Origin of the sequence: Enterobacter sp. WCHEn045836 (assembly GCF_003965585.1) — a bacterium.
Lineage (GTDB): Bacteria > Pseudomonadota > Gammaproteobacteria > Enterobacterales > Enterobacteriaceae > Enterobacter > Enterobacter dissolvens.
Genome location: NZ_RXPT01000010.1, coordinates 1 through 16,539 on the forward strand (window position 1 = coordinate 1; position 16,539 = coordinate 16,539).

The following is a 16,539-nucleotide window of genomic DNA, read 5'->3' on the forward strand; positions in this document are numbered from 1 at the left end:
CAACTTTCGTCGCTTTCGGTAAAAAAATTACTGGGGATCCCTCAACCCACCGGGAGAGGGTTGAGTAAGGGCATCAACCCGCACCGTTATTGCATTTTCATTGTCGCAATCGGCTTGGGCGTGATACCAAACTCTTCTTTCAGCTCACGCTTGCTCTTCATCACCATCTGGCCGTTGGTGTCGATTGTCATGTGCTGCGCATCGGTGTTATTGCGCGCCTGCCACAGCATCACCAGCTGCAGGCTGTTCTCTTTTTGCTCCGGGGTTAAGGCAACGCCATCAGGCCATTTCCCCAGCTCAACGGCAGTGACCAGACGCTGATAAACCTCGAGCGTCATACCGTTAATCATGTCATCAATATTCACTATCTCTCCCTTTCAAAGGAATAATTTGCTGAATCGTTTTTTCAACCTTTGATCTGGTCGCCGTTTTCATCGTCGCTGAAGCTCAGAGAGGCTGAGTTTACGCAGAAACGCTCGCCCGTTGGCTGAGGGCCGTCCGGGAAGACATGCCCCAGGTGCGCATCGCAGTTGCCGCAGCGAATTTCGGTACGGACCATCCCGTGCGAGGAGTCAGTCAGGTAGCGGATCGCGTCATCGCTCACCGGCTCGTAAAAGCTCGGCCAGCCGCAGCCAGAATCGTATTTCGTTTGTGAGTTGAACAGGGGGGCATCACAGACCAGGCAATGGTACACGCCATCGCGTTTGTTATGCAGCAAACGCCCGGTGAATGGCGGCTCCGTGCCGTGATTCTGCGTCACGTAAAATTGCATTTCTGTGAGGTTTTTTTTCAAATCGTCAGGGTTACGTTGGTTCGACATATGCTTACATCTCGCTGTAGAAACAGACATCTTTTAACCCGGATTCTAACAAAACATTAACACCCTTGCGTGCACTTTTGTTCTAAACTTATGTGTCGCGAAAAGGCGGTCAGGCAATTGTGATCATGTTCACATATTTATCCTGCGAGGCCTTTAAAATTCCGGGCGCAGCCCCCATGTGGTTGTTAGCTCAAAGGGAAAGTGAGGCGAGTCAGTCGCACAAACGTTAGTCACAGGATTGATTTGTCGCAATGATTGACACGATTCCGCTTGACGCTGCGTAAGGTTTTTGTAATTTTACAGGCAACCTTTTATTCACTAACAAATAGCTGGTGGAATATATGACTATCAAAGTAGGTATCAACGGTTTTGGCCGTATCGGCCGTATTGTTTTCCGTGCTGCTCAGAAACGTTCTGACATCGAAATCGTTGGTATCAACGATCTCCTGGACGCTGAATACATGGCGTACATGCTGAAGTACGACTCAACTCACGGTCGTTTCGACGGCACCGTTGAAGTGAAAGACGGCCACCTGGTTGTTAATGGCAAAACCATCCGCGTTACTGCTGAGAAAGACCCAGCTAACCTGAAATGGAACGAAATCGGTGTTGACGTTGTTGCTGAAGCAACCGGTATCTTCCTGACCGACGAAACTGCGCGTAAACACATCACCGCGGGTGCAAAAAAAGTTGTTCTGACTGGTCCTTCTAAAGACAACACCCCAATGTTCGTTCGTGGTGCTAACTTCGAAACTTACGCTGGCCAGGATATCGTTTCTAACGCATCCTGCACCACCAACTGCCTGGCACCGCTGGCTAAAGTTATCAACGACAACTTCGGCATCATCGAAGGTCTGATGACTACCGTTCACGCGACCACCGCTACTCAGAAAACCGTTGACGGCCCGTCTCACAAAGACTGGCGTGGCGGCCGTGGCGCGGCTCAGAACATCATCCCATCCTCTACCGGTGCTGCTAAAGCTGTAGGTAAAGTACTGCCAGAACTGAATGGCAAACTGACTGGTATGGCGTTCCGCGTTCCAACTCCTAACGTATCCGTTGTTGACCTGACCGTTCGTCTGGAAAAAGCTGCTTCTTACGAAGAAATTAAGAAAGCAATCAAAGCTGCTTCCGAAGGCGCAATGAAAGGCGTTCTGGGTTACACCGAAGACGACGTTGTATCTACCGATTTCAACGGCGAAGTATGCACTTCCGTGTTCGATGCTAAAGCGGGTATCGCACTGAACGACAACTTCGTTAAACTGGTATCCTGGTACGACAACGAAACCGGCTACTCTAACAAAGTACTGGACCTGATCGCTCACATCTCCAAATAAACTGGAATGAGTGCTTGATCCAAAAAGGCGACTTCGGTCGCCTTTTTTATTGTTTTAAGACAGAGGATTGCTTAATGACTCATAAAATTTTTGCACTTCCGGTAGTCGAACAACTTACCCCTGTGCTCTCCCGTCGCCAGATTGATGGCGCTGATGTTATCGTCGTTGACCACCCGCGTGTTAAGGCCTCCGTTGCGCTGAACGGCGCTCACCTGCTCTCCTGGAAACCGGAAGGTGAAACGGAAGTGCTGTGGCTGAGCGATGCGACCTCTTTCAAAAAAGGGGCGGCGATCCGCGGCGGCGTGCCGATCTGCTGGCCGTGGTTTGGCCCGTCAGCGCAGCCGGGTCTGCCTTCTCATGGTTTTGCCCGCAACCAGCAGTGGACCCTGAAAGCGCATAACGAAGATGATAACGGTGCCGTGCTGACCTTTGAGCTGCAAGCCAATGACGAGACCCGAGCGCTGTGGCCACACGAATTCACTCTGTACGCCCGCTTTAAGCTGGGGAAAACCTGCGAAATTGAGCTGGAAGCACACGGCGAGTTTGAAACCACGTCCGCCCTGCACTCCTATTTCAACGTGGGTGACATCAGCGCCGTTAACGTCAGCGGCCTTGGCGATACCTATATCGACAAAGTGGACAACGCCAAAGAAGGGAAACTCAGCGACGGCGTACAGACCTTCCCTGACCGCACCGACCGCGTATACCTGCATCCGGAAGCGTGCAACGTGATCCACGACAGTGCCCTCAACCGTGGCATCGAAGTGGTTCACCATCATCACAGCAACGTGGTGGGCTGGAACCCTGGCCCGGCGCTCTCTGTAAGCATGGCGGACGTGCCTGACGACGGTTACAAAACGTTTGTCTGCGTCGAGACCGCCTGTGTAACAACACCGCAAAAAGCCAGCGAAGAAAAACCGTCTCGCTTAGGGCAGACTATTCGCATTGTGAAGCGCTAAAGGCTTCGACACGGTGTTGTGTTTTACTGCACCAAAGCAATGCAAACGGGGCGCAAGCGCCCCGTTATAATGCAAAGAATGCACTGATTTAATGCACAATCAGAACTTGTAGGTCACACCGACAGAGAAAATGCCCGCCCAGGACTTGTCGACCATCGGGCTATCTTTCACTTCGTCGCTCAGACGCTCGTAACGGCCAGTACCGTATACGTTCCAGTCCCCGAGGAAGTTGTAGCTCGCGGTCAGCTCCAGGTACGGATCCCAGCCATCATCGGCGCTGTAGCTCTTCAGACCGCTACGACGGGACTCATTCTTAGAGACGCCATAGTAGTAGTCGTTGTAGTTCTTACTGTTGTACTGCACACCGATACCTGGCGTCAGCGTTAACGCACCGTTGGTGTAGCGATAGAGCCAGGCCAGATCCCAGATAAAGCCGTTGCTGTTATCCAGCGTATCCCCCGCCAACGCGGTACGCAGGAAACCATACTCGGTGTTATGCACATAAGAGAGACCCGCCATCATGGTGCTCTTACGCTTGTCGAGCTGACGCAGGGCGTGGCTGTCGCTATCACCGGGTTTGAAGTGCGTCGGATCGTAGTAAGCCATAATAGAGAGCTTATCTGCCGTATCGTTCCACAGATAGTAGCCGCCGCCCAGGCCACGGAACCAGAAGTTATCGCCTTCATAGGTGACAACCGGAACGGGATAAACATCACGATCATACTGTTTGTACGGGCTGTTAATGACACCCACGCCCGCACCAACCGTCCACTGGCTTTCCGCCTGTGCGGTGCTAACTGCGGTCGCGGCGAGTACGCCCAATGCCAGAAGTTTGAGTTTGGTCACAATCCATTCTTTCCTGTAGTCAAATAATCAGCGGGTGAAGTGTAACCGCCAGACCCGTACTTCCTCAAATTTTTTGCCTGCTAATCAGTTTGATTAACCCGTTATTTTTCATTTTTCAGATGACAGGTCGTTTTCATTTATGTGACCACAGGGTGAAAAATGCCCTTATGACTTATAACGACAATGGAAATTTTTGGATGAGTTATTGATATGTCATTGAAATTAGATTTTATCAGCATGCAAGTTTTGCAAATGCCATCTACGCTTTAATTTAAGAAGAGTTTTCCTGAACGCCCCGCGGTACTTAGCGTCTGACCTGGCACACAGGTTGCTGCTCTGGCAGTGAGGTGCGAGAGATTCTCTTCCGGGAGCCTCCACTACTCATACGAACGGCTCTTATCCTGTGCTAAAAAACGAAAGGACGGCATGCCATGAATATATTCGATCACTATCGCCAGCGCTATGAAGCTGCCAAGGACGAAGAGTTCACACTGCAGGAGTTTCTTACCATCTGTCGGCAAGATCGCAGTGCCTATGCCAACGCGGCAGAACGGCTATTGATGGCTATTGGTGAGCCAAACATGGTTGATACTGCCCAGGAACCACGGCTTTCCCGTCTCTTTTCGAATCGGGTGGTCGCCCGATACCCGGCGTTTGAAGAGTTCTATGGCATGGAAGATGCCATCGAGCAAATCGTCTCCTACCTGAAACATGCTGCTCAGGGTCTGGAAGAGAAGAAACAGATCCTCTATTTACTCGGCCCGGTGGGTGGCGGTAAATCGTCACTGGCTGAACGGCTGAAATCGCTGATGCAGCGTGTGCCTATCTATGTACTGAGTGCCAACGGTGAACGCAGCCCGGTGAACGACCATCCGCTGTGCCTGTTTAACCCGCAGGAAGATGCACAAATTCTGGATAAAGAGTATGGCATTCCGCGTCGTTATCTCGGCACCATCATGTCGCCATGGGCGGCGAAACGCCTGCATGAGTTTGGCGGTGACATTACCAAATTCCGTGTTGTGAAAGTGTGGCCATCCATACTGGAACAGATCGCTATTGCCAAAACGGAACCGGGTGATGAGAACAACCAGGACATTTCGGCACTGGTCGGTAAAGTCGATATCCGTAAGCTGGAAAACTACGCCCAGAATGACCCGGATGCCTACGGCTACTCTGGTGCACTGTGCCGGGCAAACCAGGGGATTATGGAGTTCGTCGAGATGTTTAAAGCACCTATTAAAGTGCTGCATCCGCTGCTGACAGCCACCCAGGAAGGGAACTACAACGGGACGGAAGGTATCTCTGCCCTGCCGTTCAACGGCATCATCCTGGCGCACTCAAACGAATCCGAGTGGGTCTCCTTCCGTAATAATAAAAACAATGAGGCGTTCCTTGACCGTGTGTACATCGTCAAAGTGCCTTATTGCCTGCGGATCTCCGAAGAGATCAAAATTTACGAAAAACTGCTTAACCACAGTGAGCTGGTGCATGCGCCATGCGCGCCGGGCACTCTGGAAACGCTGTCGCGCTTCTCCATCCTGTCACGTCTGAAAGAGCCGGAAAACTCCAGCATCTACTCGAAAATGCGAGTGTATGACGGTGAGAGCCTCAAAGATACCGACCCGAAAGCGAAGTCGTATCAGGAGTACCGTGACTACGCGGGTGTCGACGAGGGCATGAACGGTCTGTCCACGCGTTTCGCATTTAAGATCCTCTCCCGCGTGTTTAACTTCGACCATGCGGAAGTGGCAGCCAACCCGGTTCATCTGTTCTACGTGCTGGAGCAGCAGATCGAACGCGAGCAGTTCCCGCAGGAGCAGGCTGAACGTTATCTTGAGTTCCTGAAAGGTTATCTGATCCCGAAATATGCCGAGTTCATTGGCAAAGAGATCCAGACGGCCTACCTGGAATCCTATTCAGAATACGGCCAGAACATCTTTGACCGTTACGTCACCTACGCTGACTTCTGGATCCAGGATCAGGAGTACCGCGACCCGGATACCGGGCAGCTGTTTGACCGGGAATCCCTGAATGCGGAGCTGGAAAAAATTGAGAAGCCTGCCGGGATCAGCAACCCGAAAGACTTCCGTAATGAGATTGTGAACTTTGTACTGCGTGCGAGAGCGCATAACAACGGTCGTAATCCGAACTGGACCAGCTACGAGAAACTGCGCACGGTCATCGAGAAGAAAATGTTCTCCAATACCGAAGAGCTGTTACCGGTGATTTCGTTTAACACCAAAACCTCAACTGACGAGCAGAAGAAACACGACGATTTTGTCGACCGTATGATGGAAAAAGGCTATACCCGCAAACAGGTTCGTTTGCTGTGCGAATGGTATCTGCGCGTACGGAAATCGTCTTAAAACAAGTGCCCGGTGTCGCTTAACGTTCACCGGGCCAACAAAATGCAAGTTGGCAAATGCAGTACGGGGGGCATATGACCTGGTTTATTGACCGGCGTCTGAACGGCAAAAACAAGAGCACGGTGAACCGCCAGCGCTTCTTGCGCCGTTATAAAGCGCAAATTAAACAGTCGATCTCCGAGGCCATCAACAAACGCTCGGTGACCGACGTCGACAGCGGCGAGTCTGTCTCCATCCCCACCGATGACATCAGCGAACCGATGTTTCATCAGGGGCGTGGCGGGCTGCGCCATCGCGTCCACCCAGGTAATGACCACTTCGTTCAGAACGACAGAATCGAGCGTCCACAAGGGGGTGGCGGCGGTTCAGGAAGCGGTCAGGGACAGGCCAGTCAGGACGGTGAAGGTCAGGATGAGTTCGTCTTCCAGATCTCGAAAGATGAGTATCTCGACCTGCTCTTTGAAGATTTGGCGCTGCCTAATCTGAAAAAGAATCAGCACCGTCAGCTTAACGAATACAAAACCCATCGCGCCGGCTATACCGCGAACGGCGTACCGGCCAATATCAGCGTCGTACGTTCGCTGCAAAACTCGCTGGCGCGGCGCACGGCCATGACGGCAGGTAAACGGCGTGAACTGCGCGAGCTGGAGAGCTGCCTGAAGGTCGTGGAAAATACCGAACCGGCGCAACTGCTGGAAGAGGAGCGCCTGCGTAAAGAGATTGCTGAGCTGAGGGCGAAGATCGAGCGGGTACCGTTTATCGATACCTTCGACCTGCGCTATAAAAACTACGAAAAACGGCCGGAGCCTTCGAGCCAGGCTGTCATGTTCTGTCTGATGGACGTCTCCGGTTCAATGGACCAGGCCACTAAGGATATGGCGAAGCGTTTTTACATTCTGCTCTATCTATTCCTGAGCAGAACATACAAAAACGTGGAAGTGGTCTACATTCGCCACCACACCCAGGCGAAAGAGGTGGATGAACATGAGTTCTTCTACTCGCAGGAGACCGGTGGCACCATCGTGTCTAGCGCCCTGAAGCTAATGGATGAGGTAGTGAAAGAGCGTTACGATCCGGCGCAGTGGAACATCTATGCTGCGCAGGCGTCCGATGGTGATAACTGGGCGGATGACTCGCCGTTGTGTCACGACATTCTGGCGAAAAAAATTCTGCCGGTGGTGCGCTACTACAGCTATATCGAAATCACGCGTCGTGCCCACCAGACGCTGTGGCGTGAATATGAACATCTGCAATCGATGTTCGATAACTTCGCCATGCAGCACATCCGTGACCAGGATGATATCTATCCGGTGTTCCGGGAACTTTTCCACAAGCAATCGGCCACCAGCAACGCCTGACCCCACAGCCAGCGACACGCTGGCTGTTTTCTTCCCCCTTCGTTCATCCCCTTCGCGAAAGGATCTGTGCTACTGTTGGACACTGCGTATTGGCAGATAACAGGTACACTCACTATGTCTGATGATGTTAAGGGTACGGCTACCCACCAGCAACTCATTACGCTGTTAACCCAGCAAGGTGCGCGGTTTCGTGTGATGGAGCACGAGGCCGTGGGGAAATGTGAAGCGGTGAGCGAAATCCGTGGAACCGATCTCGGGCAAGGCGCAAAAGCGCTGGTCTGCAAAGTGAAGGGAAACGGTGTAAAAAAACACGTTCTGGCGATCCTGGCCGCTGACCAGCAGGCCGACCTGAGCCAGCTTGCCAGCCATTTCGGCGGATTAAAAGCCTCTCTCGCCAGCCCGGCCGAAGTCGATAACCTGACGGCCTGCGTGTTTGGCGCTATCCCGCCGTTCAGCTTCCATCCCGATCTGACCCTGGTCGCCGACCCGCTCCTCTTCGAGCGTTTTGACGAAATCGCCTTCAACGCCGGTCTGCTGGAAAAATCCGTGATTATGGATACCCAGGATTACCTGCGCATTGCCCGTCCTGAACTGGTGGCGTTCCGTAAGGCATGAGCGTGATGGCTGACGCCTCTGTCAGCCTCTCTTTTCCAGAAACAGAATCGACGCGATCAGAATAACGGCAATAGCGAAAAACGATGAGGAGATAATCAGCGTTTCAACAAACATGTGATCGTTCATCTTAGCAACCCTTTGCGATGCCTGATGCCGTTTTATCCCCTGCAAATGACACGGATATGACAGTGACACGTATTTTTTTTAAAACACTGTCGTCAGCCGTTTTTCCGCGTAAAGTAAGCAGGCTTACTATTCTGGCAAGGACTCCTCATGTTTGATCCTACTCTGCTCATTCTTCTGGCACTCGCTGCACTCGGCTTTATCAGCCACAACACCACCGTCGCCATCTCGATTCTGGTGTTAATCATTGTGCGCGTAACGCCGTTAAACACTTTTTTCCCGTGGATAGAAAAACAAGGCCTCACGATCGGGATAATCATTCTGACCATTGGGGTAATGGCCCCTATTGCCAGCGGCACGCTTCCGGCTTCAACGCTGCTGCACTCGTTTGTGAACTGGAAATCGCTGGTGGCTATCGCGGTGGGGATTTTCGTGTCATGGCTGGGTGGTCGTGGCGTCACGTTGATGAGCAGCCAGCCCTCCCTGGTGGCTGGTCTGCTGGTGGGTACGGTGCTTGGCGTGGCGCTCTTTCGCGGCGTTCCGGTGGGCCCGTTGATTGCCGCCGGGCTGGTTTCGCTGTTTATTGGGAAGTCGTAGTCAGACTGGCAATATAGCGTGCGGGCGTTTGCCCCAGCCCCTTTTTAAACATCGTAATAAAGGCAGTGGTGGAGTCATAACCGAGTGACTGCGCCACCTGCTGAACTGACTTCCCGCCAATCAGCAGCTGCAACGCCACAATCAACTGCAGCTGATGACGCCAGCGGCGAAAGCTTAAGCCCGTCTCTTTGACCACCAGCCGTGCCAGGTTGCGCTCGCTCATGGCAAAGTGGCGCGCCCATTGCGCCAGCGTCTGCCACGCGGCGGGCTCTTCCGCCATCTTTTCGCTCATCAACCGAATTTTTGGATGAGGGGAAACGGGCAGCTGTAAATGCTCCTGACGCTGGAGCGGCAGTTCATCAAACAGCACATCCATCAGACGCAAGGTGGTGGCAAGCGGCAGTTGCTCACGTGTTTTCCCCGCCAGCGACAGAATCAGCTCCCGCACCAGCGGCGATATTTTCAGCGTACAGCACCGGTCTGGCAGACTGACGGCGCCAGGTTCAATAAACAAAAAACAGAGCTGGGCACCTGGCGTCGCTTTGTTGCTGTGGGGCATCTGCCCAGGGATCCACACGGCATACTGGGGCGGTACCATCAGCATGGCATTTTCTACCTCACAGGTGATTGCGCCACCCAGCGCCAGAATCAGCTGCCCTTTGCGGTGCTGGTGCCGCGGAATATGTTGTTCCTGCGCCACCACGCGGATGCGAAAGGCGACCGCCGCATCGAATTGGCTATCGGGATCGTAGCCGTCCAGTCCCAGACCGTTCATCAGGTTGTCCGATATTAGCGATAAACTGTCATTTTAGCCTGATTTCAACCGCGACGAAAATCGGTATTGTGTGCGCTCGCCTGAACGTATGAGAACACAATGACTACTGCTACTCGCAACGGCGCGCTGCTGATCGCAGGCATCCTGATGATTGCCACGACGCTTCGCGTCACCTTTACCGGAGCAGCGCCGCTGCTCGACACTATTCGCCTTGAATATGGATTAACCACCGCGCAGACCGGTCTATTAACTACCCTGCCGCTGTTAGCGTTTGCCCTTATCTCGCCGCTCGCCGCGGGCGTGGCGCGGCGTATCGGCATGGAGCGCAGCCTGTTTATTGCCCTGCTGCTGATATGCGCCGGCATTGTCGTGCGCTCCCTGCCCTCCGCAGCCCTGCTGTTTACCGGCACGGCGGTGATCGGCTGTGGTATCGCGCTCGGGAATGTGCTGTTACCTGGATTAATCAAACGTGATTTCCCCGGCCAGGTTGCCCGACTTACCGGAGCCTATTCCCTGACGATGGGGGTTTCGGCGGCGTGCGGTTCGGCGCTGATTGTACCGCTTGCTCAGGGCGCGGCAGGCTGGCAGGGCGCACTGCTGATGCTGATGATCTTTCCCCTGCTGGCGCTGCTGCTCTGGCTACCGCAGTGGCGGCAGAAACAGGTCGCCACGGTGACCGGCGCCGGGGCGCTACACAACCGCGCCATCTGGCGCTCTGCCCTCGCCTGGCAGGTAACGCTCTTTCTCGGCATCAACTCGCTGATTTACTACGTCATCATCGGCTGGTTGCCCGCGATATTACTCAGCCACGGCTACAGCGAAACGCAGGCAGGCTCCATGCACGGGCTGTTACAGCTGGCGACTGCCATTCCGGGCCTTGCCGTGCCGCTGATCCTGCATCGTCTGAACGATCAGCGCGGGATTGCCGGCGCAGTAGCGCTGATGTGTGCAGTCAGTGCGGCAGGTTTCTGGTTTGCGCCGGATTGGGCGGTCGTGTGGACGCTGGTGTTTGGCTTTGGCACCGGAGCAACGATGATCCTCGGTCTGACGTTCATCGGCCTGCGCGCCAGCTCTGCCCATCAGGCGGCGGCGCTGTCCGGTATGGCGCAGTCAATTGGTTATCTGCTGGCAGCCTGCGGGCCCCCGCTGATGGGGAAAGTTCACGATACCGCCGGTGACTGGCAGATCCCGCTTCTGGCCTGCGCGCTGGCCTCGGTGGTAATGGCCATCTGCGGCATGCTTGCCGGGCGCGACCGGGAGATCACGCCCCGTTAAAAACAGAGGCAGACCTGACGGTCTGCCGTTTTCTTACCCACGCGCCGCACGCAGCATCGCCTGTACCAGCACTACCGGACGCCCCGCCAGCGCAGCACGCTCGTGCTGGAATAACGTAATCACGAAGAACGGATGGGTGACCAGCTCTGCGGCACGGATTTCCCCCTGCTCGTCCCAGCCCGTCACGCGCATATCACCGCTCTCCAGCTCCTGCGCAAATTCCGGCGATACGCCGTAGTTGCAGTGATATCCCTCTTCAATTTCCGGCTTGCCGTAGGCTTTCGCAATCAGCGTGTTGTTACGCAGCTCAATCGCATCGGTTTTTTCCACCAGAGAGCAGGTCAGCGGCGCAATCACCATCGAGCCTTCGGTGTCCGTTTCGGCGTGCGCCGCATCGCTCCAGCCGAGCACGTTACGTGCGTACTCAATTAGCGCATGCTGGAAACCACCGCAGGTGCCGAGGAACGGAATGCTGTTTTCACGCGCATAGCGTGCGGCGATAAAAGCGGCTTCGGTATTTTTGTAGGGGCTTGCAGGAACCAGCCAGATGGCATCGTAACCCACCAGATCTTCAGGACTGGTCAGCTCCGTCGTCGCAAGCCAGTCATAATCAGCGGTGAGATCCAGCACTGCAGCAGCATCATCAATGGCCAGCGGGATCGCCTGGTGCGCAATCACATCGGGATTGTAATCGCCAACCAGCGCAATGCGCAGCGTCGTTTTAACCGGGAGGTGTTCCATGAAAGGTTCCTTATGCCAGAGTATTATCAGATAACATAAGGAACCTCAGACTACCGATCTTCTGCAATAATCACAATACCTTAAATTGGGAGGGTGAAATGATGATTCAATGCAAGCGCGTCTATGAACAGGCTGCCCCCGAGGATGGTTATCGGGTGCTGGTGGACAGGCTGTGGCCGCGGGGGGTGAAAAAAGCAGACCTCGTGCACGATGAATGGTGCAAAGCGCTTACGCCTTCAGACGGATTGCGCAAGGCTTTCCATAGCGAAACCATTGATTTCACCACCTTCAGCCAGGCGTATCGGGAAGAGCTGGCACAACATAAAGACGAGGGATTGCGTCTGGCGACGCTGGCAAAACAGCAGACCTTAACCCTTCTCTACGGCGCAAAAAATACCGAACAGAATCACGCTAAGGTCCTGGCAGACTGGCTGCGCCATCTGTAATTAGTCGATCGTTAACTCATCCACAATGTGAGGCGCCTCATCCGGAGTGAGCGGCAGTAAATGTTCAGCGCGCACAAATGCAAAACCGTGCTGATTATCGAAGGCGTAGACATCGCCCGTCACCAGCCAGAGCGCGCGATCCGCTGTAGCAGGCAGCTGCGTCATTACGCCATTGACCGGGTTAACAAAACGCTGGCCGGGCTGGCAAAGGCCAAACAACTCGACTGATTTACCCACATTGCGACGGCCAGAGGCCGTGCGGGCACCAATGATCAACGCCATGCTGCCCGGTTTAAGCTGAAACATACTTCTCTCACGATAAAGATGGCCAGAAACTGGCTAAGAATAATCCTAAAGAGAAGTGTATCGCAATAACTGCGCCGCTGTCACCTGGCGGGTTGCGGGTGATCGCGACGATAGAGCTCCCATTCGTCAATCACTTCGCCACCGGGTAATTTGCACTCGGTGCGCACGCCCTGCGGGCTCTGGATTGGGATCTGCTCTCCGCCTTTTTCCAGACAATAGACCGAGGCTGGGTTAGCCATTCCAGCAATGTGCGGCGGTTGCGGGGCATCCGGTGGAGGCGTTTGTGTGGTGCAGGCGGCCAGTGGTAACGCCAGGGCCAAAAGCAGAAATCTCATCGTGTTGATCCTTTTCACATCATCAGATCTAAAGGGTAACGGGTCGCCGCCGCTTTCTCCATGATTTCTCCATTTTAACTGCACTTTTCAACACTATAGTGAGGCGTGTTCTCGATATGACCAGAGAACATCATTCCGTAATCAAGATGTCTTTGCCCCGTTCTCAACAACGGGGCTTTTTTTCCCGCTGCCTGTCTCCGCTGAATATGTAAAATTTTTACCATTCATGTTTTACTATGGCTGAAGCCGAAATTTTCAGCATAACATGCAGATGCAGACGTCTTCTGTATGGGAGTCTACCTACGTCATGTCGGATATTATCCTTGCCCGAGTTTCTGAAACTCTCTCCACTGAGCAAACCCTTGAAAGTCTCGTTCGACAGCTGCTGGAGATGCTGGAACTGGTGACCGAAATGGAGTCGACCTACCTGACGAAGGTCGATCTCAATGCGCGCCTGCAGCATATTTTATATGCCCGGAACAGTAAGCAGATGCAGATCCCGGAGGGACTGAGCGTTCCCTGGGGCGACACGCTGTGCAAACGTGCGCTGGACAGTGACACGCTTTTCAGTAACGCGGTGCCCGAGCGCTGGGCAGATTGCGACGCCGCGAAAGCACTCGGCATTACCACTTACGTGAGCGTACCAGTGCAGCTTGCTGATGGTTCCCTTTACGGTACGCTCTGCGCAACCAGCACGCAAAAGAAGCAGCTTAGCGAACGCGGTGAACAGGTTCTGAAACTGTTTGCCGGATTGATTGCCCAGTCCATTCAGAAAGAGTCGCTGGTTTCCCAGCTTCGTGAAGCGAATGCGGCACTCATCGCCTATTCCTACACCGATGCCCTCACCGGTTTACCCAACCGCCGCGCCATCTTTAAAGATCTCAACACCCTGTTTTCCCTGGGCCGCCACCTTAAGCGCAACGTGATTATCGCCTTTATCGATCTGGATGATTTTAAACTGATTAACGACCGGTACGGGCATGAAACAGGCGATCAATTCCTGATTGAAGTGGGCAAGCGCCTGTCAGAAGAAAAAACCGATGACGAAATTATCGGCCGGCTGGGCGGCGATGAGTTTTTGGTAGCCTGCCTGAGTCAGACAGAAAATCAGGCTGATCACACCCAGATTAACCAGCTTAAAACGCGCCTTCGGGCCCGCATCGCCGGCTACTACGGGCTGGACAGTGTGAACATTGTTTACCCCGGTGCAAGTCTGGGAATTATCGACGTCGATCCTGCCGGGACGGATGAGGACAGCGCGTTACGCGCCGCGGATGTCGCGATGTATCAGGATAAAAAGGGAAAAAGCAAAACCCGCTTTCTCGATCTGGATTAACCCCGTACACTCTACGGCATTCTGAAAACCAAAACAGGTGATGGCATGAGAATAGGGATCCTCTTCCCGGTCGTTATTTTTATAACGGCGGTGGTTTTTTTAGCATGGTTTTTTGTCGGTGGTTACGCGGCGCCAGGGGCATAAATGAGAAAAACAACACTCATTATGCTGATTGTCGCCATCGTTGCTGTCGCTGGAACGCAATTTGGCTGGTGGTAACACCGCAACGTAAAAAGGCCGCCATCTGGCAGCCTTTTTTAACGCTTATCAGATTTAGCTTTTGATTTTTCTGTAGATAAACAGAACAACCAGCGCACCGATCACCGCGACAGCAAAACTGCCGAAGTTGAAGCCATCGACCTTGCCGAACCCGAACAACGTACTGATCCAGCCGCCGACTACCGCGCCGACAATACCCAGTATCACGGTGACGATAAAACCACCGCCATCTTTGCCCGGCATGATCCACTTCGCCAGAATACCCGCAATAAGCCCAAAGATAATCCAGGATAAAATTCCCATAACTTTCCTCTCTGTATGGTTTTTGTCATTAAATCAACGACACAAAAAGGATAGCACAGGATCCGGGAAAGGAAATTTGTGATTAGTATCACAGCGAGAGAGTGCGCATTTATTCTCCAGAAGCGCGCCACATGAAATGTGGGGTTGCATCTTAAGTTGAGAAAGATTATCTTTCTCAACACTGAATAGTTGAGTTAAACACTCAGGTATTCAGTACGACATTGCTCACATTGCTTCCAGTATTTTTTGCCCACTTTTGAGTGGGCTTTTTTTTGCCCGCTTAGACGGCAACAAAAGCGTGCCGGTTTCGCCCTGCACGTTTTGCCTGATAGAGCGCCTGGTCCGCTGCAATAATGAAGTTTTGCTGGCTGCCAGCAATGTCCACGGCACGTGCGGTTGACACCCCAACACTGACGGTCACCCGTCCAAAGGGACTAAAAGCATGCTCAATGTCCAGTGAGAAAACGTTGCCGATCATCGTCTGAGCCAGGCGGATCGCTTCCTGAATATCGGTGTCAGGCAATATCAGCGCAAACTCTTCTCCGCCATAGCGCGCCACCAACTGGTTGTCCCGGGTGAGGCTCTCACGCAGACTATTCCCCAGCAGGGTCAGACAGCGGTCCCCTTCCGGATGGCCGTAGTTATCATTGTATTTTTTGAAATAATCAACATCCACAATGAGGACGGAAATCGGCGTGTCGTTAGCCGCACACGCGGCGATTTCTGAGAGAATTTTTTCATCAAACGTGCGGCGGTTGTAAAGCCCGGTCAGCGCATCTTCTGACGCAATGATCTTAAGCTCTTTGTTATCCCGGGTTTTTCTGGACAGATCCGAATAGAGGAAATAAGAGGCCACGATAAGCGCCACGGTAAAAATAAGAATGAGGACGGCCAACTGCACGGCCTGTTTACGCCAGGGGGAAAGAGCCTCTTCTTTACTGACTGCCACCGTGGTGACCAGCCCGTATCGTTTGTTTTTTTCAAAAGCAAAAATACGTTCGACTTTGTCAAACCGCGAAACGGAACTGGCGATCCCTGAATTTTGTACCTTGAGGTACTTTCTGAAAAGTGGCGAATCAGAAACGATCGCACCAATGTAGTTATTTTTAAAAGGATAGCGAACCAGCAATACGCCAGATTGTGTTGTCAGGCCAATCACACCGGAATGGCCAATATCAATCTGCCCGTAGAGGGCCAGAAAATTTTCGATTCCCAGCGTCACGACGACAACGCCGTTAAAGGCCCCGGTATGCGTTTCTAACCGTCGACTGATCGTAATCACCCATTTACCATTCGTCCTGCTCACCACTGGCTGGCCGATAAAGATCTGCTGATTTTTATTTTCCTTGTGATAGATAAAAAACGATCTGTCAGCCCCTTTTCGTGGCCCGGAAAAATTTCCATACAATGCCGTAAAGATATCTCCATGGACATTGTAGATAACCACATTATTAATCTGGGTAAGCAGATTATCCTGGTTTTCTATTATCCGCTGAATATGGGTCGCCTGCTGCGGGGTCATACCATATATGTCGATCACGTCTGAAATGGTGGTGATAAGCATTTCGCTTTGACGCATGATCCCCTCAGTGTAGACATCTAAGGTATGACTCAGGTTAGCAACGCCGGTATTAATTTGCTGAATTGACTGCTGTCTGGACGTGGTAATTTGGACGGCAAGCGACAGCGAGATGATCAATGAGACAATGATGACGGTAATGGTTGTTGTGTAAAAAGTATTTTTCACATGCACGAGCTTTTCCACCTTATCACGCCTGACGT

General features: G+C 53.0%; 21 protein-coding genes. 11 read left to right on the forward strand and 10 right to left on the reverse strand.

Features of this window, described 5'->3' with window-relative positions; translation table 11 throughout:
- Window positions 1-86: 86 nt before the first annotated feature.
- Together EKN38_RS14230 and msrB are read right to left on the reverse strand one after the other, a co-directional pair.
- A complete protein-coding gene (locus EKN38_RS14230; protein WP_014831507.1) occupies window positions 87-365 on the reverse strand; it encodes a YeaC family protein in 279 nt (92 codons plus the stop codon).
- Window positions 366-406: 41 nt separating this feature from the next.
- Window positions 407-820: a peptide-methionine (R)-S-oxide reductase MsrB gene (msrB, locus tag EKN38_RS14235; RefSeq protein ID WP_013097052.1), complete on the reverse strand. Its 414-nt coding sequence runs from the start codon at window positions 818-820 to the stop codon at window positions 407-409.
- A 341-nt stretch (window positions 821-1,161) separates the two neighbouring features.
- Here msrB and gapA point away from each other — a divergent pair, with 341 nt between their 5' ends.
- Entirely contained in the window at window positions 1,162-2,157 is a 996-nt protein-coding gene (gene gapA / locus EKN38_RS14240; protein ID WP_014831506.1) for a glyceraldehyde-3-phosphate dehydrogenase, read from the forward strand.
- A 74-nt stretch (window positions 2,158-2,231) separates the two neighbouring features.
- Complete coding sequence (locus EKN38_RS14245; RefSeq protein WP_014831505.1) at window positions 2,232-3,116, forward strand: D-hexose-6-phosphate mutarotase; 885 nt, start codon at window positions 2,232-2,234, stop codon at window positions 3,114-3,116.
- Between the two features lie 99 nt (window positions 3,117-3,215).
- Here EKN38_RS14245 and EKN38_RS14250 read toward each other — a convergent pair whose 3' ends face one another.
- The gene (locus EKN38_RS14250) at window positions 3,216-3,962 is read right to left on the reverse strand and encodes a MipA/OmpV family protein (protein ID WP_126522264.1); all 747 of its coding nucleotides are present in this window, start codon (window positions 3,960-3,962) and stop codon (window positions 3,216-3,218) included.
- A 431-nt stretch (window positions 3,963-4,393) separates the two neighbouring features.
- On the opposite strand from EKN38_RS14250, the gene yeaG reads away from it, so the two are divergent.
- The 3 genes from yeaG (at window position 4,394) to EKN38_RS14265 (ending at window position 8,301) form a co-directional block, all read left to right on the forward strand.
- A complete protein-coding gene (gene yeaG / locus EKN38_RS14255) occupies window positions 4,394-6,328 on the forward strand; it encodes a protein kinase YeaG (protein WP_014831503.1) in 1,935 nt (644 codons plus the stop codon).
- Window positions 6,329-6,402: 74 nt separating this feature from the next.
- Window positions 6,403-7,686: a YeaH/YhbH family protein gene (locus tag EKN38_RS14260; RefSeq protein WP_014831502.1), complete on the forward strand. Its 1,284-nt coding sequence runs from the start codon at window positions 6,403-6,405 to the stop codon at window positions 7,684-7,686.
- Between the two features lie 114 nt (window positions 7,687-7,800).
- Window positions 7,801-8,301, forward strand: coding sequence for a YbaK/prolyl-tRNA synthetase associated domain-containing protein (locus EKN38_RS14265; protein ID WP_014831501.1), 501 nt, complete (start codon window positions 7,801-7,803; stop codon window positions 8,299-8,301).
- 21 nt (window positions 8,302-8,322) lie between these two features.
- Here EKN38_RS14265 and yoaI read toward each other — a convergent pair whose 3' ends face one another.
- Window positions 8,323-8,427 carry a small membrane protein YoaI gene (gene yoaI / locus EKN38_RS26035; RefSeq protein WP_014831500.1) on the reverse strand — a complete coding sequence of 35 codons (105 nt, stop codon included), beginning with the start codon at window positions 8,425-8,427 and terminating at the stop codon, window positions 8,323-8,325.
- A gap of 147 nt (window positions 8,428-8,574) precedes the next feature.
- Here yoaI and EKN38_RS14270 point away from each other — a divergent pair, with 147 nt between their 5' ends.
- Entirely contained in the window at window positions 8,575-9,021 is a 447-nt protein-coding gene (locus EKN38_RS14270; protein ID WP_008500737.1) for a DUF441 domain-containing protein, read from the forward strand.
- Here EKN38_RS14270 and EKN38_RS14275 read toward each other — a convergent pair.
- Window positions 9,005-9,796, reverse strand: a complete 792-nt coding sequence (locus tag EKN38_RS14275; RefSeq protein WP_014831499.1) for an AraC family transcriptional regulator — start codon at window positions 9,794-9,796, stop codon at window positions 9,005-9,007. The two genes, EKN38_RS14270 and EKN38_RS14275, sit on opposite strands and share 17 nt — an antisense overlap.
- A gap of 99 nt (window positions 9,797-9,895) precedes the next feature.
- On the opposite strand from EKN38_RS14275, the gene EKN38_RS14280 reads away from it, so the two are divergent.
- A complete protein-coding gene (locus tag EKN38_RS14280) occupies window positions 9,896-11,071 on the forward strand; it encodes a CynX/NimT family MFS transporter (protein WP_126522266.1) in 1,176 nt (391 codons plus the stop codon).
- A gap of 33 nt (window positions 11,072-11,104) precedes the next feature.
- Here EKN38_RS14280 and EKN38_RS14285 read toward each other — a convergent pair whose 3' ends face one another.
- Window positions 11,105-11,812: a CTP synthase gene (locus EKN38_RS14285; protein WP_014831497.1), complete on the reverse strand. Its 708-nt coding sequence runs from the start codon at window positions 11,810-11,812 to the stop codon at window positions 11,105-11,107.
- Between the two features lie 101 nt (window positions 11,813-11,913).
- On the opposite strand from EKN38_RS14285, the gene EKN38_RS14290 reads away from it, so the two are divergent.
- Window positions 11,914-12,258, forward strand: a complete 345-nt coding sequence (locus tag EKN38_RS14290) for a DUF488 domain-containing protein (RefSeq protein WP_014831496.1) — start codon at window positions 11,914-11,916, stop codon at window positions 12,256-12,258.
- On the opposite strand, the gene EKN38_RS14295 is transcribed toward EKN38_RS14290, so the two are convergent.
- Window positions 12,259-12,564, reverse strand: a complete 306-nt coding sequence (locus EKN38_RS14295; protein ID WP_014831495.1) for a hypothetical protein — start codon at window positions 12,562-12,564, stop codon at window positions 12,259-12,261.
- A gap of 80 nt (window positions 12,565-12,644) precedes the next feature.
- Window positions 12,645-12,899, reverse strand: a complete 255-nt coding sequence (locus EKN38_RS14300; protein ID WP_014831494.1) for a DUF333 domain-containing protein — start codon at window positions 12,897-12,899, stop codon at window positions 12,645-12,647.
- Window positions 12,900-13,206: 307 nt separating this feature from the next.
- Here EKN38_RS14300 and EKN38_RS14305 point away from each other — a divergent pair, with 307 nt between their 5' ends.
- The 3 genes from EKN38_RS14305 to yoaJ are packed head-to-tail and all read left to right on the forward strand — an operon-like array spanning window position 13,207 to window position 14,454.
- A complete protein-coding gene (locus tag EKN38_RS14305; RefSeq protein ID WP_050859647.1) occupies window positions 13,207-14,235 on the forward strand; it encodes a sensor domain-containing diguanylate cyclase in 1,029 nt (342 codons plus the stop codon).
- 45 nt (window positions 14,236-14,280) lie between these two features.
- Window positions 14,281-14,379 carry a YoaK family small membrane protein gene (locus EKN38_RS14310; RefSeq protein WP_014883431.1) on the forward strand — a complete coding sequence of 33 codons (99 nt, stop codon included), beginning with the start codon at window positions 14,281-14,283 and terminating at the stop codon, window positions 14,377-14,379.
- Window positions 14,380-14,454, forward strand: a complete 75-nt coding sequence (gene yoaJ, locus EKN38_RS26240; RefSeq protein ID WP_071841870.1) for a protein YoaJ — start codon at window positions 14,380-14,382, stop codon at window positions 14,452-14,454.
- Between the two features lie 54 nt (window positions 14,455-14,508).
- Here yoaJ and EKN38_RS14320 read toward each other — a convergent pair whose 3' ends face one another.
- Together EKN38_RS14320 and EKN38_RS14325 are read right to left on the reverse strand one after the other, a co-directional pair.
- The gene (locus tag EKN38_RS14320) at window positions 14,509-14,757 is read right to left on the reverse strand and encodes a GlsB/YeaQ/YmgE family stress response membrane protein (RefSeq protein WP_008500746.1); all 249 of its coding nucleotides are present in this window, start codon (window positions 14,755-14,757) and stop codon (window positions 14,509-14,511) included.
- 280 nt (window positions 14,758-15,037) lie between these two features.
- Window positions 15,038-16,522 carry a sensor domain-containing diguanylate cyclase gene (locus EKN38_RS14325; RefSeq protein ID WP_014831492.1) on the reverse strand — a complete coding sequence of 495 codons (1,485 nt, stop codon included), beginning with the start codon at window positions 16,520-16,522 and terminating at the stop codon, window positions 15,038-15,040.
- Between the last annotated feature and the right edge of the window lie 17 nt (window positions 16,523-16,539).